Source organism: Streptomyces gobitricini, assembly GCF_039532985.1.
GTDB classification, from domain to species: Bacteria; Actinomycetota; Actinomycetes; order Streptomycetales; family Streptomycetaceae; genus Streptomyces; species Streptomyces gobitricini.
Genome location: NZ_BAAASR010000018.1, coordinates 31,917 through 57,551 on the forward strand (window position 1 = coordinate 31,917; position 25,635 = coordinate 57,551).

Sequence of the window (25,635 nt, forward strand, 5' to 3'; positions counted from 1 at the left end):
GGGCCCTCAGCGGGGAACCCGGTAGTAGTGTTCCGGCGGCAGGCTCAGCGCGAACACCGTGCCGTGCCGGCGGCGGATACCGTTCACGCTCATCATCGGCGGCTCGCGGTCGAACCGGTGGGCGCCGGCTGGGCGTTCGGGCTCCGGAACCCGCGAGCCCGGCTGATCCCAGGTCAGGGTGTGCTCGGCCTGCGTCATTTCACCTGGTGCGTCCTCGTGGGCGTCGCCGTGGGTGAAGGGGATGCCGGACAGTGCCTGCTCCCCTGCGGCGAGGATCCGGGTGATGGTCTCAGCCGATGGCAGCGGGGAACTGTAGTAGGCCTGCAAGCGCATCTCGCAGGACACCCGGTAGGCAGGCTTCACGGGGGTGAACAGATCCCAGCCGACCGTTCCGGGGGTGCAGCCGTCCTCCACGACCACGAGACGCAGGACCAGGGGCGTACTGCTCGCGTAGGTCTGGGCGATGGCACGCAGCCGTGCCTCAGCAGCCTGCCGCGCCTGCTGCGCGGCGTCACTGTCTGCGAGTCGGTGGGCTCGGTAGCGGCTGGTCGAGCCAAGAAGCGTCCACATGCGGGCGACGATGTCGAACGTGACGAGGGCGGGCCAGGTCGCAGCACGGAGCATGCGCGTCTTCACCTGACGCCGGGTCAGCACGACCGTTCCTCGGGCTGTGTGCCGGCCGGCACGATCATGGCCTGCGGGAGCGAGGCCCCTGTCACGGCGGTGGACTGGATGGCCACCCACTGGACGGCCTCCCACGGGCTCGGGGTGGTGTCCACGAGGTGGCCGGCGGTCATCGTGGCCCACACGTAGGTGCTCATGACGATCGCCAGATGGTTGCCACGGACTCCGGCCGGTCTGGCGCCGGCCCACAGAGCCAAGGGCCGGCACAGGATGCCTGCCGCGTTGGCGGGCCAGTAGTAGGGGATCCCCGCGAGGGGGTTGCGCGCGCTGTCGGCTTCGGTTGCGTGGTCGATCAGCGTGTACAGACTGCGTATCAGCCGCCACGCGATGAGCGTGGCCGCAGCAGCCATGGCGGCTGCTTTCGCAGCCCGCGCCACATACTCCATGAGCACGATCGTCCGCCTGCCGACTGGTGAGCCGCTATCCGTACAGCTACTCAACTCGGGCAGGTGTTCTGAGGCGCCGCGTCGTACGGTGTCCCGCAACCCGTAGCCGGCTGTCGGCACGCGAGTGCGTCGCGAACGCCTTCGCGTGGTGAGCCCTCGGGAGTCCGGCGAACGCAACCCGTGGACCGGCGAGAGCCACGTACGAATCGGCGTCCCTGACGGCTCCCTTCACCCGGTGGCGGCGATGTCACCCATCTCGTCCCGCCACGGCGCCTCCCCGGTACCCATGCCGAGCACGCACGAGCAGCGCTTCGCAAGGAGGCTGGACAGCCCATGAGTGCGATCTTCGCAGGGGGCGCCTCGTCGTGAGGTGCCGCGCGGGGATGGTCAGCCGGCGCTCGTACGACGCCACGCCACGCCACGCCACCGACCGACCGGACCGCCTCCGGACGGCGGCACCATCTCGGATGCCGTCCCAACCCGTAGCAGGCGATGGGGTCACCGCCATGGCGCGGCCTCAGGACCATGCCCCGTCCGGTCCAGCGCGCGGGTAGCGGGCACGAGGCGCTCGGGCAGGCGCGGGTGGTGGCGCCCCTTGCGCCCGATGCGTACGGCGCTGCGCCGACAGGTGGGATGCGGGTGTGCCTGCCGCATGGCGGTCGCCTCCGCCGGTCGCACCCTCCCAGGGCCGTACCCCTGTGTGGATACGAGCCGGGCGGTTCCCCGTGCGAGCGGGGCGCGCCCTCACCCCTCCGGGACGGCCGATTGGGCCGAGTGCCGTACCGGCGTGGTGGGCGCGCCCGATCCACCCGAGCGTGGAGGAGAAGAGCCGGAGGGACCCCGTCACCCGAACACTCCCGAGCGAGGCCGGGCCATGCAGGAATCTGTCATCGTCGGCATCCGCGGCCGTGTGCCGCATGTGGTGCTTCAGGAAAGCCGGGACCCGCGCGCCGGGGCGGGCGGATGCCTGTGGCTCGCGGCCGTCGCCGCCGCCTTCACCGTCGCGCATCTCACCCTGATCGCTCCGGGCATGGGGCTCGGCTGGGACGAGACGGTCTACGTCAGCCAGGTCAGTCCGCAAGCACCGGCCGCGTTCTTCAGCGCGCCGCGCGCCCGGGGCGTCACGTTCCTCGTTGCACCGGTCGCCGCGGTGACCACCTCCGTGGCGGCGCTGCGCGTGTACCTCGCCGTACTCGCCGGCTGCGGGCTGTTCCTCGCGCTGTGGGCGTGGCGCCGGCTGCTCCCCCCTGCCCCACTGGCGCTCGCGGGGGTGCTGTTCGCGAGTTTGTGGGTCTCGCTCTTCTACGCCGGGCAGGCGATGCCGAACCTGTGGGTGGCGTACGGGGCGCTGGCGGCGACGGGCTGTTTCCTGCGCGCCGCGCGCGACCCCGGCGACCGGTGGGCGGTGGTGGGCATGGTCGCCGCGGTGGCGTTCGCCGGGCTGATGCGCCCGTACGACGCGCTGTGGCTGGCACTGCCGCTCGCCGCGGCGGCCGTGGGGATGCGGGCCTGGCGGTGGCCGCTGCTGCTGGTGGCGCTCGGCGCTGGCCTCGCGCTCGGCTGGGCGGAGTGGGTGGTCGAGGCGTACGCACGGTACGGCGGCGTGTGGGCGCGACTGGAGCGGGCGAGCGAGATCCAGGGCCGGCTGGGCTGGTACCTCGCGGTCGACGACCACGTCCGGGCGCTGGGCGGGCGGACGCTGTGCCGCCCGTGCGACGTGCCCTGGCGCGCTCCGGGCGCCGCGCTCTGGTTCCTCGCGCTGCCCCTGCTGGTGGCGGCCGGGGTGCGGGCGGCGCTGCGGGCCGGCCGCCACCGTACGGAGATGGTGGTCGCGACGGGGGTGGGGGTGTCGCTGGCCCTGCCGTACCTGTTCGCCGTCGGCTATGCGGCGCCGCGCTTCCTGCTGCCCGCGTACGCCCTGCTGGCACTGCCCGTGGCCGGCCTGCTCCTGTGGGCGTGCCGTCCGAGACCCCGCCGGGGACGGCGGCGCGCCGTGGCCGCGCTGATCGCCCTGGTCGTCGCCGGGCACGTGTTCGTCCAGTACCGGGTGGCCGACTCCGTGGCGGACCGGGTGCGCCGCGACACCCGGGAGCTGACGCGGATCGCCGCCGCGCTGCGCGCCCACGGGGTGCGCCCGCCGTGCGTGGTCAGCGGTGAGGACGCGATCCGTGTCGCGTTCCGCGCCGGCTGCGTCTCCCGGCAGCCGGGCGGCCATGACGGCAGCATCACCCCGCAGGGCCTCGTCGCCCTGTCCCGGCAGCGGCCGGTCGCGGTGCTGGTCTCCGGCACGGCGCGTCCCCCGGCGTACGCGCGCGGCTGGCGGGTGCACCCGCTGCCGGACCTGGGGCGCCTGACCGGCTACCGCGCCTACGTGTCCGGTGCGCGGCCGGTGGACGCCGGTTCCGTCCAGGACGTCAGCCGCTCCTGGGCGACGGACGTGTCGCCGTCATCCGGCACGGCGTCCACGGCGGCTTCAGGTCCTGCCCGGTCAACAGGCTTTCCGGGGCGGCGCGTCGGCGCTCGTGCGGTCCGGTGAACAGCCCCTGACCGGTAGCTCTGAAGGATGCCGACGGCTGTGAAGGACGGGGACGAGGGTGCGTGAGCGGCGTGGCCGGGCCGCGCTGGCGGGCGCGCGGGCGCCCCTTCCGCCAGTGCCTGGACGGTGCGGCCGCCGGGACAGGCGCCGCGTCGCAGCGTCTCGAAGGAGAGCCGGTCTGCCGGCCGCACGGTGACTTCGCCGTCGACGACCGGGCCGTACGGAACTTGCGGGCGGCCGCCACGAGGCCGGGGAAGTACCGGATCAGCCGGCCTCGGCGCGACTGCGGCCGCGTCGGCCGGCCCGGGCCCGGCCGGGTGGAGGCAAGCACTGGTAGCGGGCGGCCTTCACCTCGAATGCCGGGCAGGACGCCCGGTGCCGACACCGTCTGTTGGGGCTTGGGCGGCGGACAACGGCTCCACGGGTGGCTTCAGCACCGTCGCGCCGCGTTGATCAGCCGAGGTGGTTCTCCGAATGCGGCGGCTTCCGCGTGTGGACGGCGGAGCAGTGGACGTTGTCAGACACAGTCGGCGCGTACGCATACCTGAATGACGGTCAGCGTGTCGTTCCACAGCGCACCTTCGAAGGACTGCCATTCCAGTTTCTGAACCAACCGGTGCGCGGAACCTTGTCACTCCAGGAGGCGACCCCTATTCTCGCGGCCAGAAAGCGCTTTCCCGAGTCATCCGCCGTCGCCCGGCCGAGCCGACGGTGGCGAGCGGTGCCGCCATCGCGGCGCCGCCGGCAGGTGAAGACGAAAGGGCAGCCACCATGAGACGAACGGTCGGAATACGACTCTGTACGGCGCTGGCCACCGTGGCCATCGCGGGCGCCGCGGGCGCGTTCTTGCCGATACCGGAAGCGTCGGCGGCAGCCGCCGGCGCCACCGGCTACGCGAGTCAGAACGGCGGGACCACCGGCGGGGCGGGTGGGCAGACGGTACGGGCGACCACGGGAACCGCGATCCACGCGGCACTGTGCAGCCGGGCCAGCAGCAGCACCCCCATCACCATCCAGGTGGAGGGAAGGATCAACCACGCCAACACCAGCAAGGTGTCGGGCGGCAGTTGCAGCACCGCCGACGGTGTGATCGAACTCAAGCAGATCAGCAACGTCACCATCGTCGGGGTCGGAAGCGGAGCCGTCTTCGACCAACTGGGCATCCACATCCGCGACTCCCGCAACATCATCATCCAGAACGTGACCGTGCGGAACGTCAAGAAGTCGGGCTCCCCCATATCCAACGGCGGTGACGCCATCGGCATGGAGAGCAACGTACGCAATGTCTGGGTCGACCACGTCACCCTGGAGGCTTCGGGCGGCGAGGCGGAGGGCTACGACGGCCTCTTCGACATGAAGAACAACACGCAGTACGTCACGCTGTCCTACAGCACCCTCCGCAACTCCGGCCGGGGTGGCCTCATCGGCTCCAGCGAGACCGACACCTCCAACGGTTACGTCACGTTCCACCACAACCTGTACGAGAACATCGACTCCCGTGCGCCGCTGCTGCGCGGGGGCATCGCCCACATCTACAACAACCACTACAAGAACCTCAACGACTCGGGCATCAACTCACGGGCCGGGGCCCGCGCCAAGGTGGACAACAACTACTTCGAGGACTCCAAGGACGTCCTCGGAACCTTCTACACCGACGCGGCGGGATACTGGCAGGTCAGCGGTAACATCTTCGACAACGTGACCTGGTCGCCCCGCGACGGCGAGCACAATCCCGCCGGGCCCAACCCGCAGTCCAACACCACCGTCAGCATCCCGTACGCCTACGGCCTGGACGCCGCCGGCTGCGTACCGGACGTCGTGAGCCGTACGGCAGGCGCCAACAACGGACTGCGGGTGTCGGACGGCAACTGCTCGCCCCAGACGCCGGACCCGACCCCGACTCCGACGCCCACCCCGACGCCCACCCCGACCCCGACGCCTACGCCCACCCCCACACCCACCCCGCCCAGCGGCACCAACCTCAGCATCGGGGCCGGCTCCGACGGTTCCAGCAAGGCTGACGGCACCAGCTACGGCAACGTGCGGGACGGCAACCTGAACACCTACTGGTCGCCGACCGGCTCGACCGGTTCCGTCTCGATCAAGTGGGGCTCCCCCACAGCGGTCTCGAGTGTCAACATACGGGAGGCGGCCGGCTCCGCGGGCAGCATCGGTTCGTGGAGGCTCATCAACGCCGACACCGGCGCCGTCCTGACCTCCGGCAGTGGCGCGGGCGTCATCTCCTTCGCGCGGACGTCACTGCAGAAGATCACCTTTGAGATCACCAGCTCCACCGGTACGCCGAAGGTCGCCGAGTACGAGACCTACGCCGGGTAACGGGTAACGGCCTCCCCGCCACCCGCCACCCGCCCGTCCGGGTCCGTCACCGCCGGACCCGGACACGGGCGTTCCCGCTGCGGGGCAGGGCCGGGCTCCCGTCCGGCACGACGGTTCCCGGAAGCCCTCGCCGACGTGCTGCATGCACGGCAGCGCGCTGCTGTCCATACGCACTTCTCCCCATGGCCCGGATGCCCCGGCCCGCGTCATGATCGGTCACCGACGGACCAACGACCTGAGGTCCGCCGGCCACGGGGAAAACCACATACGTTCTGGGGGACAGCGTCCGGAAAGCTGTGCCCGGCGGCACCACATCGTCGCATCGCCGTCGCGACGGTGCGGGAGTCGCCGGTGCACTCGCCGCCACCGGTTGCCTCAGTAGTCGTCGCGCCTGCCGCGACGGCCGCGGAGCAGCAGGGGGCGCGCTCACTGTGTCACCGTGCTGAACGGGGTCGAGCACGGCGACCAGGAGTCGACGGTCCGCTCGCGTACCTGCCCCACGGGGCAGGACGCGGGCGACCGTGCCGAGCGGGCGGAGCCGTCCGCCGCCACCCCGTTTCACGATCTGGTCCGAGCACCGCGACCGGGGTGCGCGCGACCGCATCCACGCCTACGACGGCTCGTACGACTCCACCGACCGCACCGTCGACCCGCATACGCGGTGGTCGAACAATCCGACGTCTCTCCAAGTAACGGACGGTCGCACCAAGCCCTCCCCGAACGGTCGGCGCGGCACCGGCTTCCCGACCGGGGACCCGTGCGGTACGTCGGCGACACGCTCATCGGCGCCGCGCCCACCCGCGTCAAGGGCCGGCGGCGCGGCTGACTCCGTTCCCGTCAACCACCGGAAAAGGTTATCGACATGCGTCCACTGCGTTCCGCACTCGCGTCCCTCACGGCGGTCTGCGCCCTCGCGACCGGTGTCACCGTGGTCGGCACCGCCGGGCCCGCCCAGGCCGCCGCGTCGGACTGCACGGGCGGTGTCCGCGGATTCCACGACCACCCCGACAACGCCTCCGGCGACACGCACAAGCCCCGCCGCATCGACATGGGCGGCGGTATCGTCATCACCCTGGAGAAGGGGGTCAACGGGGGGCAGCAGATCGCCTTCGGGAAGATCAGCGGTCCCACGTTCCCGGGTGACAAGGTCTGGATGGACTGGAAGGCCGACGGCTGGGACCAGGGTGGCCCTCCCGGCACGCCGATCCGGCCCTGGCTGCAGTGCGGACCGTTCACCGTCCAGCACATCGGGCAGAGCCTGACGACCCCGTTCAAGCGCACCAGCACCGATCCGGCCTACCAGTTCCGGGTGTGCGGTTCGCTGAACTCCAACAACGTCATCCGCTGCTCCGACTGGTGGTGACCGGACCACTGCCGTAGCGAACGGCACTCCGTACCGGGGCCATCGCGGGCCGTGGGCCGATGGATTCGGTAGGTGATCCGTGGTGGCCGTCACGGGTTTGCCCGCACACAGGAAGACACCGCCGCGACACCGTCAGGCCCACGCTCGATTCCCTGTGGGCGCCTGGCGCCGGGGGTGGCCACGCACCTCAGCCGGCGCGAGGCGCAGCGGACCGATGTGGCCATGGAAGCCGGCGGTACAAGGCGGCCGGCTCGACGGATCGCCCGGTGCGGGCGGGGCCGCGCGGCGCGCAGGTCGTCGGGAGTTCAGTTCCGTGCAGCGGCACGTCGAACCCGTTACGGACACTCCGTCGTGTCGGCAGGCAAAGCGTGCGCGACTTGGAGTGGGTTGCAACGGATGCCGTGGCGGAGCCCCGCCCCGCGTGAAGGTGACGGCGGATGGCGAGTCGGCAGGGGCACCAGATTGCCACCCGCGGCAGTACGGAGCCGCGAGCGGCGCCACCAGGAAGAGGCCGAGGTGGAGTTCAGGGCCCCGTGGCCACATGGTCGGTGTACGGACAGACCGCGTACGACGTGATGCGCCCGGCTGAGAAATCTCAGCCGGGCGCTTGTCCGGGTCCCCGCACTTCACTGAATGTTCGTCAGCGACCGGTGTGCATGGGGGGCTATGCCCCGGTCCGGTGCTCCCCGTCCTGCCGCGGCGAACCGCTCAGCAGACGTGTTCAGCAGGGGAGAGTGGTCTTGCCGGCAGCCCCGGTGGCGCCGGTGGTGCCGTCTCCGAACATCGTGGCATCGGTGCCGTTGCCACCGGGCTTGCCCGGGCACACCGGACTGGCCGCGCCGCCGGCGCCACCCGTGCCGCCGGTGTAACCGCTCCCGGCCTTGGAGGCGCCGCCGTTGCCGCCCTTGCCGCCGGCGATACCGGCACCGGCGTTGCCGGCACCGCCCACGCCACCCTTGCCGCCGGTGCCGCCGAGCGCGGCGTCTCCGCCGAACCCGCCATTGCCGCCGTTGCCGTTGGCGCCACCGGCGCCGCCCGTACCCCCGGCGCCGCCGACGCTCGCGAAGCCGGTGGCGTTGCCGCCGGCGCCGCCGTTGCCGCCGCTGCCGTTGGCACCCGCGGCGCCACCGGTGCCGCCGAGGCCATCCATACCGCCGAGGATCCCGACGCCGTTGGCGCCGTTGGCGCCGGGGGCCCCGACGCCGTTGTGGGTCCGGGCACTGCCCGTACCGGGCTGGGCGGAGGCGAGTGCGGGAGTGACGGTCAGTCCGGCTACGGCGATCGCAGCGATCATGAAGGTCCGGGCAGTGGCCGTGGTGCGCATGGAGCGCATGAGGTACTTCCTTCGGTTTGTGCAGGAGGAGAGATTCTCCGCCTGACAGCACCCAGCCTAAGGAAATACGACGTATGGCGCGCACCTAAGAATGATCAAATGTCCTTAAGCAGACTAAATCACTAAACTTTGGCTTTAAATCTACTTTTTTGGATTCATTATGATATTGGCTCACCTTCCGGTGCAGCTGAATACGGATCGCGACGATGCACGGCGGCTCGGCGCCCGGGGTGGGGGCCGACGGAAAAGCAGACCGGTCCATCCGGGGTGGGGCGCGCCCGGGTCCGGGGTCGCTGCCACCCTTGGCCGGGAAGCACCGAGCGAGGAGGACGGACTCCGAGAGGTCCAGGTAGCGGCGGCACGCGACCTCGGCGGCACGACGGACGGCGGTACGGCAACGGGGCACGGCGTGGCGCGGCTTCACCCGGACGAGAGCCGGCGGCGCCTCGGGCGGTTAGGCGACGAAGAGGCAGAACGGGTGGCCTGAGGGGTCCGCCATCACGTACAGCGGCTCTGCGGCGTCGTCGTGCCGGTCGAGCAGAAGACGGGCACCCAGTGATTCGGCTCGCGCGCGCTGCCGGTGGAGTTCGTCCACGTCCGACACCGTGCAGTCCAGGTGGGCCTGCATGGGAATGTCATGGCGAGGCCAGGTCGTGCGAGAGAGCTCGGGAACCTGCTGGAATGCGAGCCTGGCCGTGCCGTCGGCATCACGCAGCACGAGCCAATCCTTGTCGTCGCTGCCACCGTCCCCGGGCGGTTCGTCGCCAGGACGGTACGAGAACCCGAGCAGCCGCCGGTAGAACTCGGCCAGCTCCCTCGGCCGTGTGGTGTCCAGCACCGTCTGCAACAGCTGCGGATACTCAGCCATAAGGCCTCCATCGTTCTCCTCGACGCTCCCGTGTCCCCCGGTCGTGCCGGACGAGGAACGACCGAGCGCCGGGGCTCGGGTAATAGCTGGGTTCACCTGCTGTCCGAGGCGACCCGGGCTGACGCTCTTCCGGCTGACGCCGGACTCGTGCGTCGAGACCATCTCGTACCCGTGACTCGTCACTCGTCACTCGCCCCAGGGGACGGATCCCACCGCCGGTCGATCACCCGAACGTGTGCGGCAGGGGCAGAGGGCCGTGGTTCTCTCCCACCGCTGGGCCGGACCGGCTTCGGCCTCGTCGGCTAGGCCGAAGGCGCCTTCTCCACTCCTTGTACCGGCTCGGACTTCAGCGCCCGAAGGGCGACCAACAGCAACCCGATGTCGTCGAGGAAGATCGGATCGGGAAGAAGGTCCACCGGGCAGAGCGTGTAGATGACCGCACCCCAAAAGAGGGCCTTGTTCTCCAGCGGAACGCCGGCCGAGCGCAGGCTGCGACGGGCTGCTGCCAGTTTGACCAGCAGAACGATCGCCAGCGCACACGTCACTGCGGCTACGGCTCCTGCGACGACCAGGAGGGTCTTCAGTTCCGAGCTCATCAGCTGCCCCCAGCCTGTAGCGTTCCCGGATTTCCCTTTCCGCCTACCCTGTCGGCCCTCTGACGTATCGGGAGGGGCCCTTGTCGAAGGTCGAAGCAGCCCTGGGAAACGGCTGACGCAACGAGGCGGCCGACCATATGCACGCGACGGAGCGGGAGCTCTCCGGCAGGATGACAGCGACTCGGCCGACCGCAGGCGGAACGTACCGGCTCCCCCGCGCCGAGCATCACCCACCACCCTCGCCCTGCCGGGGCCCGGTGCTGAGAGCCTGTCAGGCGGCGGTCCTGCTCCACAGGCCACGAGTGGGACCGGGCGCGGTTCTCCGGCTTCACTGGGCCGGATTTCCCACGCTGGCCAACGGGTCATCAGTGACCCCCGCCCCGCTCCCCCGCCGACAGCTCACCGCGCTCGCCGAGCTGGGAATCGACGGGGCGCGGTGAGGCCGGGACTCTGCCGTTACTCGCCCACGACTCCCGAGGAAGCGATGACGATCTTCGCCCGGGGGGTGCCGGAACGCGAGCCCAGGGACTCGATCTTCGTCACCAGGTCCTGGCCCTCGACGACCTCGCCGAAGACCACGTGCTTGCCGTCCAGCCACGGCGTGACCACCGTGGTGATGAAGAACTGCGAGCCGTTGGTGTTCCGGCCGGCGTTCGCCATGGACAGCAGGAACGGCTTGTCGTGCTTGAGGTCGAAGTTCTCGTCGGCGAACTTCTCGCCGTAGATGCTCTTGCCGCCGGTCCCGTCTCCACGGGTGAAGTCACCGCCCTGGAGCATGAAGTCCGGGATGACGCGGTGGAAGCCCGAGCCCTCGTACCCGAAGCCGTGCTGGCCGGTGGCCAGCTCGCGGAAGTTCCGCGCCGTCTGGGGGACGACGTCGTCGTACAGCTTGAAGACGATTCGGCCGGCGGCGTCGCCGTCGATAGTGATGTCAAAGAAGACGTGGGTAGACATAAGGGAATCCTGCCATGGCACTGGCATTGCCCTGAAACCGGCCTCCCGGCTCCGCCCCTAACGGCGAGGGCGGACGGCACCACGACGGACCGGCCGCTCCCCCAGGGACGGGCCGGTGGCAGAGCCGGGACGGGTCGGGGCGGCAGTGCTGGGACGGCGGCCCGGCGTCGCATGGCCCCGGCTGATCTATGACACGGACGAGGTCGTCGGGTTCCTCATGGCGTTCTTCCGCATCGACTGGACCGGCGACGGAACCGACTTCCGCTCCGGGCTCTGGCGCCTCAACATCTCCGGCGCCGCGGCGGCACACGCCTGACGACCACCTGGCACCCCGGGACGGGTGGCCCGGCAGGTTTCTCCCTGGCGCTCGGGTTCCGACCGACCGGAGAACTCAGCGGAGACCAGATAGTGGGGGCGCTGGAGCTGAACTGAACTCCGGTGTGCCGCACCCGCTCCCGCACCGGCCACGTACGTTCTGCCCGTGGGCCCCCACACATACAGCCGTGCCGACATCGTCGGCCCGAACACCGGCACGGGTTGAGCCCGAGGCCTTCGAGTAGAGGTGACGGTCCCCTACCGAGTAGGGGTGATTGCTCCCGACGCCCGTGGACACCGCTCGCCGTACGGCAACGCGCGGGCCAGGGGCGCCGGGCTGACAAGGGCCGACAGACCATCGGGCGCCGTCAGGCCGTCAGGCCGTCAGGCCACCGGGCGCCGTCAGGAGGCGGGCCGGTTCCACAGGTCGCACTTGTGGTCCTGAGGGAAGGTCGATGTCCCCGCGATCCCCTCGGGGGCCAGGACCTGCACCTTGGGGAAGAGGTTCCACCGCGGAGCGTCCGCTGCGTACGGGACGCCGGTCTTCGCGAAGTTGGTCCAGTAGCCGAGCATTCTGTCCGACAGGATGTTCTGGGCGGGGGTGCCCGAGCCGCTGCCGAAGACGTACCTGATCTCCGAACCGTGCGGGGCGCCGATGGGGAAGCTGAGGGGCAGGTTCAGGTAGTCCATGGCGTGGCGGTCGGCGAACTCGTACTGGTAGGACCGGGTGTGCGCGGCCATAAGGCTCGCCGTCCGCGATTGGGAGCAGGCGAACTGGGAGTCCGTGAGGACGGCGCCCAGCGCCTCCGCGGGCGTGCCGTGGTCCGACAGCGGGTAGCGGGCCAGGATCTCGTCGGTCCGTTCGCCGTGGAGTGCCCGGACCGCGGCCGGGTAGTCCGCCGCGGTGAGTCGCCTGCCGGCCAGGTCGTAGGTGGTCGCGACGGTGAGCCGGCCCTCGTCGGCGGTGGTGCCCTGGAGGACGGGGACCCGGTGGAACCGGCCGCGCTCCAGCGCTTCCGGCACCTGGAGCGGCAGGACCTTGCCGTCGACGTTGGGGGTCCAGCGGGCGGTGGGGCTCAGGGAGGCGCCGAGCACCTGGTCGGCGGGCCGGGTACGCAGGCAGGCCACGTCAGCGCACCCCAAGGAGTTCGCCCAGGTCGCGCCCCTGCCCTGTTGTGACTCCTGGGTGGGCAGCGGGAAGCCGCAGCCGGACTGGGCGACGGCCCGGTGGAACAGGCCGAACGCGCGGGGCGAGACCAGGTTCTGGCAGACGCTGCCGCCGCCCGCCGATTCACCGAAGACCGTCACGTTTCCGGGGTCGCCGCCGAACGCGGCGATGTTGTCCCGTACCCAGCGCAGGGCGGCCTGCTGGTCGAGCAGACCGTAGTTGCCGGACATCCCCTGCGACGACTCCTCGGCCAGGCCGGGGTGGGCCAGGTAACCGAATGCGCCGAGGCGGTAGTTGAAGGTGACGTTGACCACGTCACCCTTGGCCGCCAGGTTGCTGCCGTCGTAGAACGTGCCGGAGCCGACCGTGAAGCCACCGCCGTGGATCCAGACCATCACCGGTCGTTTATGGAGGGAGCGTTGCGCGGGCGTGTGCACGTTCAGGTACAGGCAGTCCTCGCTGGGCGTGCCGGGTCCCGCGAGGTTCCCCCAGGGGCTGGGCTGGACGGCCTGCATACAGGGGTTGCCCGGCGTGGTGGCGTCCCGTACACCGGGCCAGCGCTCGGGCGCGGACGGCGGCCTCCACCGCTGCGACCCGACCGGCGGTGCGGCGTACGGGATGCCGAGGTAGGAGTTCGCCGTCGGCCCCGCTGCGCCTCGCACCTGCCCGTGCCGGGTGGTGACGGTCGGGCCTTCGGCCGCGGTGGCGCCGGTGGGTACGAAGGCCGTCGCGACGATCGACAGCACGAGAGCGCCGGACAGCGTTCCGATTTTTCGCGTACCTGGTAATGGTCGGCGATTTCTCGTCAACAGCTTGGAGAGCAAGGCGGACATCGTGCACCTCCGGACGGAAGGGGGCGGAAACTGCCCGGGCAGTCTCGCCGGAGCCCGCACGCCCCTGCATCGTGCAAATCACCGGTCTCCGCCGCGGCGTGGGCTCCCGTCATACGGAGCCGTCCGGTGTGCGATCGTCACGTCCCGGCGCCCTCGGTACGGGTCAGAACATGAGCGAAGGGCGCGCTGTCGTTCGCGCTGGGCAGCACGGCCGGGGCCGGCGGCCCGCAGAAGGGACCGGGCGCACGTGGCGGGCCACCTGGGCGTGGCGGCGCCCGACGACGTATACGAGTCCGGGGCACTGCACCGCGGGTGCCGTGCGCCCGTGGGCCGCGCAGGCGCGCAGGACGCGCAGCGGCCCGGGAACGACCCGCAGGTGCCGGCGCGGCGGCGTGCCCGCGAGGCGTACCACTGCCCCTGTCGCCTTGGCCTCCTGCTGTCACCGCGGGGCCGCCCGGGTGCGTCGGTCGCAGCACCTGTCCTGTGAATCAGGCCGGATCCGGCGGGGGGTGTGCGGTGACGACCAGGTTGGCCCGGTAGGCCTCGGCTCTGTTGTCCCAGTCGGCACAGGTGATGAGCGTCAGCTGCGGGTCGGCAGTGGGACCGTAGACGGCCTGTGAGGGAAACGCGTCCTTGGCGTACACGTTCATCGCGGTGACGGTGAAGACCGCCTCACGGCCGTCCCGGCGCCGGACAGTGATGCGATCGCCTTTGCGCAGAGCTCCCAGGCCGTAGAAGGCCGCGGGACCGCTGGTGGAGTCCAGGTGGGCGGCCAGGATCGCGTTGCCCCTCTCACCCGGTGTGACGGAGCCGGTGTACCAGCCGGCCCGGTCGGGATCTGTGGGCATGGCCACGGAACCGTCCTTCGCCACACCCACCGCTTCCACGGCTGTGGCCAGGCCGATGCGCTGGGAGATGACCTGTACGGGTTCGGAGGCGGGCAGCACCGTAGCCTGCCGACCGGGACCGGAGCCGGTCGTGGCGGCCTGCGCCTGGGCACGCGCCGACGGCGGGGGGGCCGGCGGGGGCGGCTGGTAGGACAGGAGCGCGATGGTCAGCAGGGCCAGCCCGGCGATGGCGCACGCGGTGGCCGCCGCGGCGCAAACACCGCGGCGGCCCCTGGGGGAGAGAACCGACATGCCTGTGCCGGGTCAGTCCTGCCGGGCGGTACGACGACGCAGACCGTAAGCGGCCGCGGCACCGAGGAGGAGCGTGCCGCCGGCGGCTGCCGCGGCGGTGTTCACGGTGCTCTGCGTTCCTCCCTGGCCACCGTGGACGGCGCCCTTGGCGGCCATCTTCAGCGGTCCGCACAGGGCGGGGTTGGTGGCCTCGGAGGGCAGCTTGGGGTCGAGGTCGCTGGGGCCGAGGTTGTCGTCGTACTTGCCGTTTCCGTTGAAGTCGATGCCGTGCACGACGACGACGCCGGTCCCCTCGCGCAGGCTCTTGGCGGCCTCGTCGCTGAGGTGGATGGTGCGCTCGTAGTGGACCTTGGAGCCGACGGGGAAGCGGTCCACGGCCAGCCCGGAAGCGGGGCTGGTGTCTCCGGTGGTGGTCAGCGAGGTGCCGATGCCACCGTAGAACGGGGCGCCGTCGGTGGTGTTCAGGAACACCTTGCCGTTGCGCTTCATGGCGGCCGAATCGGGCGGGCACACACCCTTGGCGCCGATGTGGAAGTGCTGGGCGTGCGGAGCGCCGGCCAGCAAGCCCCTGTGCTTGACCGTCACGTGGGCCTTGTTGCCCTCGAGGTGCACCATGGCGGTGCCCGACCCGGTCACCTTGTTGACCTTGAACGGGTTGAGCGTCGCGTGCAGCGTGATCGCGTGATCACGGCTGGAGGTGTCGTCGGCTATCGCAGCCGGGGCGAACGCCACTGCGGGCGCGACGGTGGCCAGTGCGGCCAGCGCACAGGCGATCTTCTTCGTCATTCAGGTCTCCACTACAGAGAAGAGGGACGGCTCGTCCAGCCGTACGGGCACACACCCGGCTTGTCGGCGGACGACCGCTGCTACCAAGCAACGAATCTGCGTCCCCTCCCGGCCAACCGCCACCGAAGCAAGCCGCCCGCGGCAAGCCATCGGGCGTCACCGCCGCGGGTTCCGGCAGCCGACAACCGCTGTGACCCCCGCGAGTTGGGGCAACACGCCCGTGATCGAGAGGGGCTGCGACCGCGCGACAGCGCGATGGCGCCTGTCCGGCAAACGGGTGTATCCGCCTACGGTCCGCCACCGGTCCCCCGCTCCAGCACTGGCCCGCCACCCAGTCCGTGGACACGTCCCCCGTAACGGCCCGCCCCCCCGTACGAACCGGTCACCGGCGGGGAGTGCTCCGTGCACCCGGTCGCCGCAATCGCTCCGCCTCATGCGTGCGGGGCTCCTTTTCCGGCGGCTTCCGGCGTTGCCGGGCCCTTCCACCGGAGTGGAGACGAATGCGGCGCCCTCCCACGTGGCACCCGGCGGCGGGGCCCGGTCGTGCGGTGCGACGGTGCGTCGACGGTCCCGGGGCGCGGCCGGGGCATACCCCGGCGACACCTCGCCCGGTCCTGCGCTCTGTCCGGTGAGCGTCGACGCGAGGCCAGGGGGGTGTCCGGGTAGCTCCCCGTAGCGGGCGAGTGGACCCGTCGGGGAACCCCGCGCCTCCGCCTCCATCGGACGGGCGACCCTCGGAAGCCCACGGCGCGCCACTGACATTTCCTCAGGCTTTCATCTGCGGATACTGGATCTGGCGTTACATGCGGTCATTGATGGTCGGCCAGTCCAGTCGCCCTGCGGCCCCTGTCTCAAGCAGTAGGACGAGGCGGCGCGTTCAGCGGTGATATATGCCACAGGCGTAGTAGTTAAATCGTATACAAACGCAGGACGAGGACCCGGCGGGCGGACCTCATCCTGAGCCGGGCGACCGAATTTTTTCAGCCCCGGCGGGGAGCGCGAGAACGCCGCCGTGAGCGCCGATTCCCGGGGCGAGCGTCCGCGGAGGGATGCCATTCGGTCATCAAGCGCGCCACTGCCCCGCCCATCCGGACGGCCGTAGAGGCAACAAAAGCGACCTACCACCCACACAACCCAAGGAGACAAACTGCACATAAGGCACAAATATACCGATTGGCTGGGCCTTGCCCTCGCTGTATGTTTCGAGGTGCAACAAACCGAACGCTGTGCCAGCGAGAGGGAGAACCGCGATGAACGACGCCTCGCGTCAGCAGAGTTGGAAGATCCGGACGGAATTACCCGTCGAGTACGAGATAGTCGAATCCCATGGTCTGCTGAATCCCGACAACCCCGAACTTCTCACCATTCCCGGCGGCGGTCGCGGCTCGGGAACACGTCTCGTCATTCTCGACCATTCCGTCGACGAGTTGTACGGCGCCGCAGTCCGCGCCTATTTCTCCGAGAACGATGTGAAAGTCGACTACCTGACACTTCCGGGCTCGGAGGAGAACAAGTCCATCGAACGCGTCCTGGAAGTCGTCAACAAACTGAACGAGGTCGGCACCAATCGGCTCAGCTCACCGCCGATCGTCATCGGCGGCGGCGTCGTGGCCGATGTGGTGGGGCTCGCCGCCAGCCTCTACCGGCGCGGCATCCCGTTCGTCCGGGTGCCCACCACCCTGCTCGGTCAGGTCGACGTCAGCGTCGCCGCCAAGTCGGGCATCAATTACGGCGGATACCGCAACCGCCTCGGCGCCTATACGCCTCCGCCGAGGACCCTGATCGACCGCTCCTTCCTGGCCACCGTCCCGGACCGGCAGCTGCGCAACGGCATGGGCGAGATCTTCAAGATGGCTCTGATCAAGGACCTCCGGTTGTTCGAACTGCTGGAGGAATACGGCGCGGAGCTCATCGAGACGCGCTTCCAGGACCCCGAGCCGGGCGGCGAAGGCCTCCCGGGAACCGTGGCCGACGAGGTCATCGGCCGCGCCATCGCGGGGATGGCCGAGGAACTCCAGCCCAACCTGTGGGAGAAGGACCTCAAACGTTCCGTCGACTACGGACACTCGTTCTCGCCCCTCGTGGAGATGCGGGCCCTCCCCGAGCTGCTGCACGGCGAGGCCGTGGCCATGGACTGCGTCTTCTCCGCGCTCATCGCGGCGGGCCGGGGCCTGATCGACGGCGACCAGTTCGAGCGCATCGTCGCCGTCGCGCGGCGCATGGGGCTCGAACCGTCACACCCGCTCTTCTGCGACGTCGCACTCGTCCTCGAAGGCCTCGCGGACACCGTCCTGCACCGCGACGGCATGCAGAACCTGCCGATGCTCACCACGATCGGCGAGGTGTGCTTCCTCAACGATGTGACCGAAGCGGAGATCGAGCGCGCCTGCGACGGCATGGCCCGCCTGCTGGGTACGGACGCCGGCCTGCCGGGGCGGCCCGTCGGGGCCGACCGATGAGCGACGGTGCCACCGAACCGGCCCCGCCGGAGAAGGCGGTCGTGGTCGTCACCGGCGGCAGTACGGGCATCGGCCGCGCGTCCGCACTCGCGTTCGCCGAGGCGGGGATGCGCGTCGTCATCGCCGCCCGGAGCGAGGAGCGGGGCGCCGAGGCCGAGCGCGAGATCCGGGAGCAGGGAGGCGAGGCGCACTTCGTCCGCTGCGACGTCACCAGTCCCGCCGAGGTCCAGGCCCTCTTCACCCGGGCCGTCGAGCGGTACGGCCGGGTCGACTGCGCCTTCAACAACGCGGGGATCCCCGGCGACGGCCGTCTCACCGACCTGGCCCCCGAGGACTTCGACCACACCTTCGCCGTCAACACGCGCGGGTTGTGGCTGTGTATGCGGGAGGAACTGCGGATCATGTCCGCACAGGGCGGCGGCAGCATCGTCAACAACACGTCGGTGCACGGAATCCGGACCGTCTTCCCCGGCATCGGAGCGTACGTCGCCTCCAAGCACGCCGCCGTCGCCCTGACCCGCATGGCGGCCCTGGAGCACGCCCACGAGGGCATCCGTGTCAACGCCGTCGCCCCGGGCCCCATCGAGTCCGACATGCTGGCCGCCTCGGAGGCGGCCGTGGGCGGGGCGACCACCTGGCGCGGTCTGATCCCGTCCGGTGAGATCGGCACCCCGCGCCAGGTGGCCGACGTGGCGCTCTGGCTGTTCTCCGCCTCGTCCTCGTACGTCAACGGGCAGACCATCGGCGTCGACGGCGGATTCCTCGCGACCTGACAACCGGCCGTCTCCCCCTCTGCTCAGTGCAGTGAAGGACACCATGGATAGTTTCAGCACGTACGACTACATCGTGGTCGGCGCGGGCACGGCCGGCAGCGTCGTCGCCGCCCGGCTGAGTGAGGACCCCGGCCGCAGCGTCCTGCTCCTGGAGGCCGGGCCGGCGGACACCGACCCGCGCATCGCCCGGCCCGCCTCCTGGCCGTCGCTCCTCGGCGGCGAGCTGGACTGGGGCTACCGGACCGTCCCGCAGACCGCCCTCGACGGAAGACGGCTCGCCTGGCCCCGCGGCCGGGTCGTGGGCGGCTCCGGCGCCATCAACGCCATGGTGCACATCCGTGGCGCCGCCTCCGACTTCGACGCCTGGCAGCGCTGGGGCGGCGAGGCCTGGAACGCCCGCCACTTCCTCCCGTGCCTGGAGGCACTGGAAGGCCCCGCCCGGCAGACGCCGTACGGCACGCTGCCCGTGGCGGAGAACAACGAACCCCACCCGTTCGCCGCCGCCTTCGTCGAAGCCGCGCAGAAGTACGGACTGTTGGGCAACCCGGATTTCAACGCGGGCCGACAGGAGGGCGTGGGCCTCTACCGCACGACACGTACCGCCGCCGCGCCCGGCGCCCCGGCCCGCCGTGGCAACACCGCCCACACCCATCTGGGGCCCGCTCTCGAACGCCCCAATCTCACGCTCACCACGGGCGCGGCCGTGCACGGCCTCCTGCTGGAAGGTGACCGCGTCACGGGGGTCCGGGTCCGGCACGGCGGCACGGTGAGCTCCGTACGGTGCACCACCGAGGTCGTGGTGTGCGCGGGTGCCGTCGCCGCTCCGCAGCTGCTGCTGCTCAGCGGCATGGGTCCGGCCGACGACCTGGCGGCGCTGGACATTCCCGTGGCCGTGGACCTGCCGGGCGTCGGCGCCGGCCTCCATGACCACGTGCAGGTCTCGCTCGCCTACGACACCGCCGAGGGCCACCCCGTCGCCGACTTCTCCAACCTCGGCGAGGCCGGTGGCTTCGTCCGTCTCGACAACGAGTCGGAAGAGCCCGAGGTGCAGCTGTCCTTCGCTCCGATGAAGGACCTCAACAACGCGGCCCGCCTCGGTCACGGCTTCACCATCGGCCCGGGCGTCACCCGCCCTCTCAGCCGAGGCCGGCTCACCTTGGCCTCCGCCGATCCCGAGGCGCATCCCCTGATCGACCCCGCCTACCTCACCCACCCGGCCGACCTCGACGTCCTGGTGCGGGGGGTGCGCGTCGCCCGGGACATCGCCGCCACCGACCCGCTCGCCGGCCTGACCACCGGGCGCGCCCCGCTCGGCGCCACGGCCACCCGCCGCGAGGTGGAGGCGTTCGTGCGTGCCAACGCCCAGACACAGTTCCACCCGGTCGGCACCTGCCGGATGGGCCTCGACGGGGACGGCGGCGCGGTCGTCGACCCGAGACTGCGGGTGCGGGGAGCGAGCGGCCTGCGCGTGGCCGACGCCTCCGTCATCCCCAACATGATCACCGGCAACATCCACGCAGCCGTGGCCGCCGTCGCCGAACGGGCGGCCCGGTTCATCCAAGAGGACAACGCATGAGGCAGGACCACACATGACGGCACACCACCAGCCCAACGACACCCTGCGCTGGGGCGTACTCGGCGCCACCTCCTACATCGCCACCCATCTGATGCCGGCCATCGCGGCGACAGGCGGCTGCGCGCTCTCGGCCGTCGCCAGCCGCCCCGAACGGTCGGCCGCCGCGGCCGAGCTCGGCCGCCCGTTCGGCGCCGCCGTCCACCAGGACTACGCGGCGCTCCTGGCGGACCCCGCGATCGACGCCGTCTACATACCGCTGCCCAACACCGACCACGTCGAGTGGACCCTGCGGGCAGTGGCGGCCGGTAAGCACGTCCTGGTCGAAAAGCCCATGGCCATGGACGAGGACGGCTGCACGCGCATCGAGAAGGCGGCCGAGGCCGCGTCGCGGACCGTGATGGAGGCGTTCATGTACCGCTTCCACCCGCAGCAGCGGCGTGCCGCCGAGATCCTCGCCTCCGGCGAGATCGGCGAACTGCGCCTCGTACGGGCCTCCTTCGCGTTCCGCATCGAGAGCGGCAGCGGCAACATCCGGCTGGACCCCGCCCTGGGCGGTGGAGCGACCTGGGACGTCGGCTGCTACGCCGTCGACGCCCCGCTGCTGTTCTTCGGCCAGGCGCCCCAGCAGGTGACCGCCCGCTTCAGCAGCCGTCCGGGCCTCACGGTCGACACCAGCGCGGTCGCGACGATGGACTTCGGTCAGGGGCGTTCGGCGGTCGTCGACTACAGCATCGACTACGGCCCCCGCGCCGCGTACGAACTCCAGGGCACCCGTGGCACCCTCATGGTGCGCAACGCCTGGGCCATGACCGGTGAGGACGGGGCCATCACCGTCCTCACCCAGGACGGCGTCCGCGAGGAGACCGTCCCGGCGGCCAACCACTACCAGCTCCAGGTCGAAGCGTTCGCGCGGGCCGTACGCGACGGAGGGCCCGCACCGATGTCGCTCTCCGACTCCCGGCGCACCGCCCGGGTGGGCAGCGCGCTGGTGGCGTCCGCGGCCGCCGGCGGCGCCGCCGTGGACACCTCGGAAGACGTGCCGGGGGCCCGGTGACCCCGACGAGATCACCGGCGGCCACCCGCACCCTGACGGTGTGCGTCGCGTCCATCGGGGGGCTGCTCTTCGGTTACGGCACAGGCGTCATCGCCGGTGCCCTGCCGTTCGTCAGCGCCGACTACGCCCTGTCGTCCTGGGCCCAGGGCGCCGCCGTGTCCGCCGCCCTGCTGGGAGCCGCGCTGACGGCTCCCAGCAGCGGGCGGCTCGCGGACCGCTTCGGCCGGCTCCCCGTGATCGGTTCGGCGGCAGCGGTGTACGCCGTGGGCACTCTCGCTTCCGCGGCCGCCACCGGCACCGAGCTGCTCCTCGCCGGGCGCTTCCTCGTCGGTCTCTCCCTGGGCGCCACGTCGTTCGCGGTACCCCTGTACATCTCGGAGATCGCGCCACCGGCCCGCCGGGGCGCACTCGTGACGCTCAACCAGCTCATGATCACGATCGGGCTGCTGCTGTCCTATGTCGTCGCCTACGTCCTGGAACCGGCCGGGGCCTGGCGTTCGATGCTGGCCGTGGGCATCGTGCCGGCCCTGCTGCTGCTGGGCGGGATGTTCCTCGTCCCCGAGTCACCGGACTGGCTGCGCAGCAGGGGCCACGCTGCGCGGGCGGCGCATGCTGCGGCCCGGCTCGGCATCGAGGTGGGGAGCGCCCCGGCGGCGGAGGGCCGGACGGCGGAAGGCCCGGAAGCAGCAGGCCGGACGGCGGAGGGCGGGGTGCGCGGCACCGGACTGCGGTCGGCGTGCGCCCATGCCGGCCCGCGGTGGGTGGCGCTGGGCCTCGCCATCGCGATCCTGGTGCACCTCACGGGCCTGAACACGGCCATCTACTACGCGCCGACGATCCTCGCTTCCAGTGGTCTCACGTCGGCCGGAGGCATCATCGGCTCCATCCTGGTGGGGGCGTGCAACGTCGCGGCCACGGTGATCACCGTGATGTTCCTGGACCGCTGGGGACGGCGGCCACTGATGATCGGCGGCCTCGTCGTCATGGCGCTCACCGCGCTCGGGGTCACCTTCGCCGGGCTCCTCGGCCTCGAGGGCGCCGTCACCGCTCTGCTGCTGTGCGTCTTCATCACGGCCGGAGCGGTCGGTCCCGCCGCCGTGTTCTGGGTGTACATATCCGAGATCTATCCCTCGGAGGTACGGGGAGCTCTGATGAGCGTGGCCACGGCGGCCCACTGGGCGGCCGACTTCGTGGTCGCCACGACGTTCCTGCCGCTGGTCCAGCAGCTTTCGCTGGCCGGGACGTTCGCGCTGTACGCGGCCATCACGGGCGCGTCGGCGCTGGCGCTGGCCCGTTGGATGCCCGAGACCCGGGGTAAACCACTGGTGTCGACCGCCCGCCCTGCGGCCGCCGGGTACCACGCCGACTGAACGCCGCCCCTCCCCCCGCCGCCTCCGGTCGTTCCCCCCGAACCCCGACACCCGACACCCGACACCAACCCGACCCCACACAGATCCACACAGATCCGCACTCGGAACCAGAAAGCGTCTCTCGCATGCACCCCGACCTCGCCCCCCGCCACGCCAACTGCCTGCTGTTCGACTGGGACGGCACCCTGGTCGACAGCCAGTACGCCAACTACCGGGCCATGGCGGCTGTCCTGTCCCCGGAAGGCGTCGATCTGGAACAGGAGTGGTTCGACGCCCGAACGGGCCTGTCGTCGGCGGAGATGATCCGCACCCTGGTCGACGAGCGTGCCCTTGCTCTGTCCCGCCCCGTGGAAGACCTCGTCACCGATCGCGACCGGATGTTCCTCGAGAACGCCCACGCCGTACGACCGCACCCGGAAGTGTTGCGGATCGTCGAAGCCATGCACGGCCGGGTCCCCATGGCGGTGGCGTCCGGCGGAGCGCGCCACGTCATCGAGGCGACCCTGCGCCACCAGCCGTTCAGCGAGCATTTCGACGCCCTGGTGACCCGTGACGACGTCGACCGGGGGAAGCCGGCACCCGATATCTTCCTGCGCGCGGCCGAGCTCCTCGGAGCCCACCCGTCGCGCTGCACCGTCTACGAGGACAGCGACGAGGGCATCGAAGCGGCCCACGCGGCGGGCATGACGGTGATCGACGTACGCCCCTACACCGGCCTCGGCTCCCGGTCCGGCGCCTGAGCGCCGTTGCCGCCGCCGTCGGGCCGACGCCATGGGTCCGGCCCGGGGCTCCGTGTGCTGGACCGGCCTTCGGTGCGACGTCCGGGCCGTCCCCGTCCGAGCGGTGACCATGGCCCTTCTGATTGCGCTCGACGTAGGGGCTCGCCCCAGGCGTGCGGGCGCGCGTCCCCGGCACGTTTGCAGGCGCGGGCCTGGGCAAGGAGGGCCTGGACAGGTCGCGGCAGGGCAGTTGAGGAGCAACGGTGATTTCACAGGAGCAGCTCACAGGTCTGGCCCGGCAGCCGGTCTACACCGCGGACGGGGTGAAGATCGGGGATGTGGTCCATGTCCTGGTGGACGACACCACCGGCAGGGCGGAGTGGGCGCGGGTGCACAGTGACTCGTCGGGGCCGGGCGACGTCTTCGTGCCCTTGAGGGAGGCCGTTCGCGCCGACGACCGCGTACGGGTCCCGTTCTCAAGGGCGGTCATAGAGGCCGCAGCAAAGGTGGACGTCCAGGGACGTCAGATATTGTCCGTGGCCGACGAGGAGAAGCTCTTCGCGTGTTTCGGCCTGAGGGAGGTTCGGAATCAGGTGAACGCGGAGCAGGGCTCCGGGTGGTCGCGGATGGACCGGGCGGACGACATCCGGGCGGGTACTGACGGACATGAAGAGAACCGGACACGGCTGTGTCTCCTTCAGGACGACGGCGCCTGAGGACGGCGGTTGCGCGCGTGAAGCCGGGGCCTTATGGGCTCCGGCTTTCGACGTGTGCCCCGGCGTGGGTACCGCTCACCGCCCGACCACTCCTGCGGCCGCCGCAGCGGCTTCGGCGGGTCTTCGACCGCGGGCCAACGTCTTCTGCCTGACACCGGTCGCCCCGGGCGGCCGGTGTCAGGCACTCGACCGGAAGGCAGGCTGACCAGTGACCAGTGACCGGTGACCGGTGACCGGACAGCGGCAGGCGGCGGGGGCGCACTCGTGGTCGTACGGCCGCAGTCCCCGCGCTGCTCCGCCTTGACCGTACGAGGATGCCGGACCTGACGAGCCGGTGTCCTTTCCAAGGCGATCACCGTGTCGGACCATCGGTCGTATGGGGCTTTCTTCTCCGGTCAAACGATGGTTGCTTCCCAGTGTTGTTCTGCTCGCCACTCTGGTCGTTTGGGGCGCGATCCGCTACCCGCGCCTGCCGGGCCGGATACCGAGGCACATCGGGATCGACGGGGTGGACGCGTGGACGGATCGGACGATCGGGAGCGCGTTCATGCTGGTGTTCCTGTACGCGGGGGTGACGGTGGTGATGACAGCCTCCGCGGAGTTGACGCTGCGCGTGACCCCGCGCAGCGAGCTGCCGAGGCCGAGCGCCTCCCCGAGTTCTGGCCGCCCGATGTCTCCTTCGTTGCTCAACCGCCCTGTCAGCAGGGCTTCGGCGTGCCGCACGGCGAGGGCTCTGATGATGCTCAACGCTTGCATCGGGCTCTCGTTCCTCGTCGGGTGCGGGGTTCTGTGGCGCTCCCTGCCCGAGAGGGACGTACCGGGATGGATGTTCGCCGCGATGATGTCGCCCATCATCGCCGGGACGGTACTTGTGGTGGCGGCGGCCGTACGCGACCGGACGAGCGGCTGAAGCTGCCTGTACGGAGCGACGGCGGCCTGAGGCGTCGCCGGCCGGCAGACCCCCGTCGTGCCCCGCCCGGCGGTAAGGACAGGGCTCCGCCGCCCTCCCGGTAGGAGGGCGGCGGGGTCGTGTCGCGTCAGCGGTATCCCGACGGGGGGCCGCCCGGACGCCTCACGTGGTCGGCGTCTCACAGCAGGCGGCGCAGCAGCAGCCCGGGCACTCGGCGGAGCAGTCGGGCGCTGGCCAGTCCGATCAGGGCGCCGGCTGCCACGTCGCTGGGGTAGTGGGCTCCCGAGTGCACCCGTTCGGCCGCGACCGCCACCGCCGGGACCACGCACGCGGCGCCCCACCCGGGGCTGGTGATGAGGACGGCCGCGGTGAAACCGACGGCGGCAGCGGTATGACCGGAGGGAAAGGAAGAGCTGTCCGGCCGGTCGTGAACGTCCTCGTGGGGGATCAGCTCCTTGGGCGGTCTGCGCCGCTCGTAGAGCTGCTTGCACACCGCGTTGGACACCAGCTCCGCCACCCCCATACTGGCCAGCCCCGCGATCGCGGCCTTCCGCTCCCGGTAGCCGCCGGTGATGGCCATGGTCGCCGCCACGGCCCACCACAGCTTCGTTCGCTCGGCCGCCGACTCCACCGCGGGCAGGACCTGCCGTGCCAACGGTGAGGTCGAGTGGGCCATACGCCGGGTCAGGCGACGGTCGCCTTCCTTGAGATCTGCCAAGCCGCTCATGTGCGGCATGTTCCCGCCGCCACGTCGCTCATG

22 protein-coding genes and 2 pseudogenes are annotated in these 25,635 nt (G+C 70.9%); 13 read left to right on the forward strand and 11 right to left on the reverse strand.

Annotated features, from left to right (window positions below; all coding sequences use genetic code 11):
• Positions 1-6: 6 nt before the first annotated feature.
• Positions 7-654 (reverse strand): hypothetical protein, encoded by a 648-nt coding sequence (locus tag ABD347_RS15520; RefSeq protein WP_344361363.1) that lies wholly within the window; start codon positions 652-654, stop codon positions 7-9.
• Positions 648-1,034, reverse strand: a complete 387-nt coding sequence (locus ABD347_RS15525; protein WP_344361365.1) for a hypothetical protein — start codon at positions 1,032-1,034, stop codon at positions 648-650. Before ABD347_RS15525 ends, ABD347_RS15520 begins: the two co-directional genes overlap by 7 nt.
• 910 nt (positions 1,035-1,944) lie before the next feature.
• Here ABD347_RS15525 and ABD347_RS15530 point away from each other — a divergent pair.
• The 3 genes from ABD347_RS15530 to ABD347_RS15540 all read left to right on the forward strand — a co-directional run bounded on the left by ABD347_RS15530 (position 1,945) and on the right by ABD347_RS15540 (position 7,306).
• Positions 1,945-3,606 carry a hypothetical protein gene (locus tag ABD347_RS15530; protein ID WP_344361368.1) on the forward strand — a complete coding sequence of 554 codons (1,662 nt, stop codon included), beginning with the start codon at positions 1,945-1,947 and terminating at the stop codon, positions 3,604-3,606.
• A gap of 771 nt (positions 3,607-4,377) precedes the next feature.
• The gene (locus tag ABD347_RS15535) at positions 4,378-5,943 is read left to right on the forward strand and encodes a pectate lyase family protein (protein ID WP_344361370.1); all 1,566 of its coding nucleotides are present in this window, start codon (positions 4,378-4,380) and stop codon (positions 5,941-5,943) included.
• 862 nt (positions 5,944-6,805) lie between these two features.
• Positions 6,806-7,306, forward strand: coding sequence for a hypothetical protein (locus ABD347_RS15540; protein WP_344361372.1), 501 nt, complete (start codon positions 6,806-6,808; stop codon positions 7,304-7,306).
• A gap of 721 nt (positions 7,307-8,027) precedes the next feature.
• Here ABD347_RS15540 and ABD347_RS15545 read toward each other — a convergent pair.
• From ABD347_RS15545 to ABD347_RS15560, 4 genes are all read right to left on the reverse strand, one after another.
• Complete coding sequence (locus ABD347_RS15545; RefSeq protein WP_344361375.1) at positions 8,028-8,639, reverse strand: hypothetical protein; 612 nt, start codon at positions 8,637-8,639, stop codon at positions 8,028-8,030.
• A gap of 454 nt (positions 8,640-9,093) precedes the next feature.
• Positions 9,094-9,507 carry a VOC family protein gene (locus tag ABD347_RS15550; RefSeq protein WP_344361378.1) on the reverse strand — a complete coding sequence of 138 codons (414 nt, stop codon included), beginning with the start codon at positions 9,505-9,507 and terminating at the stop codon, positions 9,094-9,096.
• Between the two features lie 302 nt (positions 9,508-9,809).
• Positions 9,810-10,103, reverse strand: a complete 294-nt coding sequence (locus ABD347_RS15555) for a YkvA family protein (RefSeq protein WP_344361380.1) — start codon at positions 10,101-10,103, stop codon at positions 9,810-9,812.
• Between the two features lie 456 nt (positions 10,104-10,559).
• Positions 10,560-11,057 (reverse strand): peptidylprolyl isomerase, encoded by a 498-nt coding sequence (locus ABD347_RS15560; protein ID WP_344361382.1) that lies wholly within the window; start codon positions 11,055-11,057, stop codon positions 10,560-10,562.
• Between the two features lie 115 nt (positions 11,058-11,172).
• Between ABD347_RS15560 and ABD347_RS15565 the strand changes: the two are divergent.
• Positions 11,173-11,489: pseudogene (locus ABD347_RS15565) on the forward strand (hypothetical protein).
• 285 nt (positions 11,490-11,774) lie between these two features.
• Here ABD347_RS15565 and ABD347_RS15570 read toward each other — a convergent pair.
• The 3 genes from ABD347_RS15570 to ABD347_RS15580 form a co-directional block, all read right to left on the reverse strand.
• Positions 11,775-13,286 carry a carboxylesterase/lipase family protein gene (locus ABD347_RS15570; protein ID WP_344361384.1) on the reverse strand — a complete coding sequence of 504 codons (1,512 nt, stop codon included), beginning with the start codon at positions 13,284-13,286 and terminating at the stop codon, positions 11,775-11,777.
• Between the two features lie 575 nt (positions 13,287-13,861).
• A complete protein-coding gene (locus ABD347_RS15575; RefSeq protein ID WP_344361386.1) occupies positions 13,862-14,512 on the reverse strand; it encodes a class F sortase in 651 nt (216 codons plus the stop codon).
• A 12-nt stretch (positions 14,513-14,524) separates the two neighbouring features.
• Entirely contained in the window at positions 14,525-15,298 is a 774-nt protein-coding gene (locus ABD347_RS15580) for a hypothetical protein (protein ID WP_344361388.1), read from the reverse strand.
• Positions 15,299-16,548: 1,250 nt separating this feature from the next.
• Here ABD347_RS15580 and ABD347_RS15585 point away from each other — a divergent pair.
• The 8 genes and pseudogenes from ABD347_RS15585 to ABD347_RS15620 form a co-directional block, all read left to right on the forward strand.
• Positions 16,549-17,757 carry a sedoheptulose 7-phosphate cyclase gene (locus ABD347_RS15585; protein WP_344361390.1) on the forward strand — a complete coding sequence of 403 codons (1,209 nt, stop codon included), beginning with the start codon at positions 16,549-16,551 and terminating at the stop codon, positions 17,755-17,757.
• Complete coding sequence (locus ABD347_RS15590; RefSeq protein WP_344361391.1) at positions 17,754-18,530, forward strand: SDR family NAD(P)-dependent oxidoreductase; 777 nt, start codon at positions 17,754-17,756, stop codon at positions 18,528-18,530. Before ABD347_RS15585 ends, ABD347_RS15590 begins: the two co-directional genes overlap by 4 nt.
• 43 nt (positions 18,531-18,573) lie before the next feature.
• Positions 18,574-20,106 carry a GMC family oxidoreductase gene (locus tag ABD347_RS15595; protein ID WP_344361394.1) on the forward strand — a complete coding sequence of 511 codons (1,533 nt, stop codon included), beginning with the start codon at positions 18,574-18,576 and terminating at the stop codon, positions 20,104-20,106.
• A 13-nt stretch (positions 20,107-20,119) separates the two neighbouring features.
• Entirely contained in the window at positions 20,120-21,160 is a 1,041-nt protein-coding gene (locus tag ABD347_RS15600) for a Gfo/Idh/MocA family protein (protein ID WP_344361396.1), read from the forward strand.
• Positions 21,157-22,530: a sugar porter family MFS transporter gene (locus tag ABD347_RS15605; RefSeq protein ID WP_344361398.1), complete on the forward strand. Its 1,374-nt coding sequence runs from the start codon at positions 21,157-21,159 to the stop codon at positions 22,528-22,530. The genes ABD347_RS15600 and ABD347_RS15605 overlap by 4 nt, the downstream gene beginning before the upstream one ends.
• Positions 22,531-22,655: 125 nt before the next feature.
• Positions 22,656-23,270, forward strand: coding sequence for an HAD family hydrolase (locus ABD347_RS15610; RefSeq protein ID WP_344361400.1), 615 nt, complete (start codon positions 22,656-22,658; stop codon positions 23,268-23,270).
• A gap of 242 nt (positions 23,271-23,512) precedes the next feature.
• On the forward strand, positions 23,513-23,965 hold the full coding sequence (locus ABD347_RS15615) for a PRC-barrel domain-containing protein (RefSeq protein WP_344361403.1): 453 nt from the start codon (positions 23,513-23,515) through the stop codon (positions 23,963-23,965).
• Between the two features lie 376 nt (positions 23,966-24,341).
• Positions 24,342-24,464, forward strand: a pseudogene (locus tag ABD347_RS15620) (DUF1648 domain-containing protein); the annotation flags it as partial.
• Here the strand turns inward: ABD347_RS15620 and ABD347_RS15625 are convergent.
• Positions 24,425-24,712: a hypothetical protein gene (locus ABD347_RS15625; RefSeq protein ID WP_344362426.1), complete on the reverse strand. Its 288-nt coding sequence runs from the start codon at positions 24,710-24,712 to the stop codon at positions 24,425-24,427. The pseudogene ABD347_RS15620 and the gene ABD347_RS15625 overlap by 40 nt on opposite strands.
• On the opposite strand from ABD347_RS15625, the gene ABD347_RS15630 reads away from it, so the two are divergent.
• The gene (locus ABD347_RS15630; RefSeq protein ID WP_344362429.1) at positions 24,702-24,875 is read left to right on the forward strand and encodes a hypothetical protein; all 174 of its coding nucleotides are present in this window, start codon (positions 24,702-24,704) and stop codon (positions 24,873-24,875) included. The two genes, ABD347_RS15625 and ABD347_RS15630, sit on opposite strands and share 11 nt — an antisense overlap.
• A 178-nt stretch (positions 24,876-25,053) precedes the next feature.
• On the opposite strand, the gene ABD347_RS15635 is transcribed toward ABD347_RS15630, so the two are convergent.
• Positions 25,054-25,602, reverse strand: coding sequence for a phosphatase PAP2 family protein (locus ABD347_RS15635; RefSeq protein WP_344361404.1), 549 nt, complete (start codon positions 25,600-25,602; stop codon positions 25,054-25,056).
• Positions 25,603-25,635: the final 33 nt, after the last annotated feature.

Bases quoted from the DNA above. Each gene is read 5' to 3' on its own strand.
- ABD347_RS15575 (WP_344361386.1), bottom strand. From the start codon at position 14,512: ATGTCGGTTCTCTCCCCCAGGGGCCGCCGCGGTGTTTGCGCCGCGGCG.
- ABD347_RS15595 (WP_344361394.1), top strand. From the start codon at position 18,574: ATGGATAGTTTCAGCACGTACGACTACATCGTGGTCGGCGCGGGCACG.
- ABD347_RS15560 (WP_344361382.1), bottom strand. From the start codon at position 11,057: ATGTCTACCCACGTCTTCTTTGACATCACTATCGACGGCGACGCCGCC.
- ABD347_RS15600 (WP_344361396.1), top strand. From the start codon at position 20,120: ATGACGGCACACCACCAGCCCAACGACACCCTGCGCTGGGGCGTACTC.
- ABD347_RS15585 (WP_344361390.1), top strand. From the start codon at position 16,549: ATGAACGACGCCTCGCGTCAGCAGAGTTGGAAGATCCGGACGGAATTA.
- ABD347_RS15590 (WP_344361391.1), top strand. From the start codon at position 17,754: ATGAGCGACGGTGCCACCGAACCGGCCCCGCCGGAGAAGGCGGTCGTG.
- ABD347_RS15550 (WP_344361378.1), bottom strand. From the start codon at position 9,507: ATGGCTGAGTATCCGCAGCTGTTGCAGACGGTGCTGGACACCACACGG.
- ABD347_RS15555 (WP_344361380.1), bottom strand. From the start codon at position 10,103: ATGAGCTCGGAACTGAAGACCCTCCTGGTCGTCGCAGGAGCCGTAGCC.
- ABD347_RS15535 (WP_344361370.1), top strand. From the start codon at position 4,378: ATGAGACGAACGGTCGGAATACGACTCTGTACGGCGCTGGCCACCGTG.
- ABD347_RS15545 (WP_344361375.1), bottom strand. From the start codon at position 8,639: ATGCGCTCCATGCGCACCACGGCCACTGCCCGGACCTTCATGATCGCT.
- ABD347_RS15540 (WP_344361372.1), top strand. From the start codon at position 6,806: ATGCGTCCACTGCGTTCCGCACTCGCGTCCCTCACGGCGGTCTGCGCC.
- ABD347_RS15530 (WP_344361368.1), top strand. From the start codon at position 1,945: ATGCAGGAATCTGTCATCGTCGGCATCCGCGGCCGTGTGCCGCATGTG.
- ABD347_RS15635 (WP_344361404.1), bottom strand. From the start codon at position 25,602: ATGAGCGGCTTGGCAGATCTCAAGGAAGGCGACCGTCGCCTGACCCGG.
- ABD347_RS15610 (WP_344361400.1), top strand. From the start codon at position 22,656: ATGCACCCCGACCTCGCCCCCCGCCACGCCAACTGCCTGCTGTTCGAC.
- ABD347_RS15525 (WP_344361365.1), bottom strand. From the start codon at position 1,034: ATGGCTGCTGCGGCCACGCTCATCGCGTGGCGGCTGATACGCAGTCTG.
- ABD347_RS15630 (WP_344362429.1), top strand. From the start codon at position 24,702: ATGATGCTCAACGCTTGCATCGGGCTCTCGTTCCTCGTCGGGTGCGGG.
- ABD347_RS15580 (WP_344361388.1), bottom strand. From the start codon at position 15,298: ATGACGAAGAAGATCGCCTGTGCGCTGGCCGCACTGGCCACCGTCGCG.